At 70.0% G+C, this 2,646-nt stretch carries 2 protein-coding genes; one reads left to right on the top strand and one right to left on the bottom strand.

Going from position 1 to position 2,646, the window contains the following annotated elements; genetic code table 11:
• Nucleotides 1-3: 3 nt before the first annotated feature.
• Nucleotides 4-1,137, top strand: a complete 1,134-nt coding sequence (locus VF794_RS11785; protein ID WP_331109765.1) for a glycosyltransferase family 1 protein — start codon at nucleotides 4-6, stop codon at nucleotides 1,135-1,137.
• A gap of 24 nt (nucleotides 1,138-1,161) precedes the next feature.
• Here the strand turns inward: VF794_RS11785 and VF794_RS11780 are convergent, their stop codons facing one another.
• A complete protein-coding gene (locus tag VF794_RS11780; RefSeq protein ID WP_331109763.1) occupies nucleotides 1,162-2,538 on the bottom strand; it encodes a sensor histidine kinase in 1,377 nt (458 codons plus the stop codon).
• Nucleotides 2,539-2,646 lie beyond the last annotated feature (108 nt).

The raw sequence follows: 2,646 nt of genomic DNA, 5'->3' as shown, positions 1-2,646 counted from the left end.
GGGGTGCACGCTTGCCCGCTCGCCCTCCCCCGCCCCGTCTGTGGTAGGCCGGGGGCCGTGGCGAGTGTCCTGATTGATTTGCGCATGGTCCGTGGCCGGCTGCACGGCATCGCGCGTTACGCGCTGGAGCTGGCGTGCCGGCTGCCCGCGCTGGCTCCGGACCTGAGCTTCAGCGGCCTCACCGCGCCCGAGGGACTGCCGGCGGGGCTAGGAGCCCTCACGCCGAGAATCCCCCTGCACCGCTGCCCGGTGGGCTTCCTGTCGCCGCTGGAACAGCCAGCGCTCGCCGCCTCGCTCGTCCGGCTGGGGCCCGACCTGTTCCACGCGACGTCCTTCTCCGTGCCCGCGCTGTGGCCCGGACGGCTGGTGGCCACGCTCCACGACGCCAACCACCTGGTGCTGTCCGAGCAGTACGGCCCGGGTCGCCGCGCCTACTACACGCTCGTCGTGGGCCCCCGGGCGAAGACGGCCCGGGCGCTCATCACCGTCTCCGAGTTCTCCCGCGCGGAGCTGGCGCGAGAGCTGAACCTGTCGCCCTACAAGCTCCAGGTCATCCCCAACGGCGTGGACGCGCGCTACCAGCCCTCGACGGCCTCGGAGCTGAAGGACTTCCGCGAGCGCCGTGGGCTGCCCGCGCGCTTCTTCCTCGCGGTGGGCAACACCAAGGCCTTCAAGAACCTCGGGATGCTGGCGGACATCGCCCCGTCGCTGTCGGTGCCCCTCGTCCTGCTGGCCGGCAAGGGCGCGAAGTGGGAGCTGGGCTTCTCGGACTCCACGATTGAATTGTCCGAGCTGCCCGAGGACGACATGCCGCGCCTGTACGGAGCGGCGACCGCGCTGCTGATGCCCTCGCGCTACGAGGGCTTCGGTCTGCCGCCGCTGGAGGCCATGGCATGCGGCACTCCGGCGGTGGTGGCGCGCACCTCGTCCCTGCCGGAGGTGGTGGGCGAGGCCGCGCTGCTGCTCCCGCCGGACGACGCCAACGCGTGGCGCGAGACGGCGCTGAAGCTGCTGCGCGACGACGCCCTGCGCCGGGAGCTCTCGGACAAGGGCCGCGAGCGCGCCGCCCTCTTCAACTGGGACGACTGCGCGCGGCGGACGCTGGCCACCTACCGCCGGGCGCTCGAGTCGCGCTGAGCCCTTCCCCGAGCAACGCCCCGCCTACGCCGCCCCGTCCTTCGCCACGGCGAAGGAGCCCGACGACCGGCCCGACCGCGAGCCCGCTGGCCGAACGGGGAACTCGAGGCGCAGGCGCGCTCCACCCTCCGGCCTGTTCTCCGCGGTGAGCACTCCACCGAACTGCGTCACCAGCTCGCGCGACAGGGGCAGGCCCAGGCCAGTGCCCTTCTCGGGGCTCTTGGTGGTGAAGAAGTTCTCGAAGAGCCGTGGCAGCACGTGCGGAGCGAAGCCCGTCCCGTTGTCCTCCACCAGCAGCACCACGCGATCGCCCTCGGTCCGCCCCTTCACCCACACCTCGCCGTGGGCCACCTGGTGCTCCTCCAGCGCGTCTCCCGCGTTGACGAGCAGGTTGAGCACCACCTGTGCCAGCTTGCGGCGCACGGCGAAGACCTCGGGCAGTTCCTTGGGCACGTCCACGTTCAGCCCAGCCACGTGCTTGAGCCTCAGCGAGGCCAGCTTCACGGCGTCGCCCACCACATCCGCCAGCGCGCAGTCCGAGGCCTCCTCGGTGTCCATGCGCGAGAAGCCCTTGAGGTCCAAGGCGATCCGCTGGATGTGCTCCACCCCCGAGCGCGTCTCCACGAGCACCTCGGCCAGCTCCTCCTTGTCCGCGGTCGGCTCCTCGATCAGGTTCTTCTGGAGGAAGTCGAGGTTGGAGCGCACGTAGCTCAGCGGGTTGTTGATCTCATGCATCACCCCCGCGGCGATCCGGCCGATGAGGGCCAGCTTCTCGGACTGGGTGCGGCGTCGCTCGCTGAAGGCCAGCTCCTCGAGGGACTCGCGGCGGGTGCGCTCCAGGCGGACCTGGTGCTCCGCCGACTGCATCTTGAAGAGCCACGAGGTGCAGTACAGCCCGAACAGGGTGCAGGACACCACCATGGCATCCCAGGTCAGCGCCACCGTCACCGAGCGGCCATCGGCCCTCATGAGCAGGTAGGTGCCGATGATCCCCACCACCCCGCTGGTGACGATCTCGACGATGCCCCGCTGGTACAGCAGCGTGACGACGAGCTGCCAGCCAGGGAGGAAGGCCACATAGGGCCCGTTGACCCCTCCGGCGAAGACGGCGAGCGCCAGACCCGCCCCGCCCGCGAGCACACCATGGAAGACCGCGAGCAGCCGCGCCTGCCACTCGGACGCCCTCTCGAGCATGCAGGGGTAGAACGCCAGACACAGGGCCCAGGTGACCCGGACCGCCAGCATGTCGAGCTGGAATCCACCCGCGACGATGACGTCCAGCACGTACGAGCCGAGGACGACCACGGGAAACACCCGCGGTATCTGGGTACGGCCGGGCGTGTACATCTGCTCCAGCTCACTCGGAGCCTTCGGAGCGCGTGAGCACGAGAAAAGGGGCATCTGTCACACGAAGGATAGCAGGTGGTACCAATCTAGCATGTCCTCTACGACCAGCCCTGACCCGGAGTCTCACCTCCCACGTACTGCCCCTGCATCCGAGAGAGCGCA

This window comes from Archangium sp. (assembly GCF_036389735.1).
Lineage (GTDB): Bacteria > Myxococcota > Myxococcia > Myxococcales > Myxococcaceae > Archangium.
The sequence above is the reverse complement of the archived record's forward strand: the minus strand, read 5'-3'. Positions and strand labels throughout refer to the sequence as shown.

What these genes read in the sequence shown, in the direction of transcription:
- VF794_RS11780 (WP_331109763.1), bottom strand. Translation starts at nt 2,538, where the DNA reads ATGCCCCTTTTCTCGTGCTCACGCGCTCCGAAGGCTCCGAGTGAGCTG.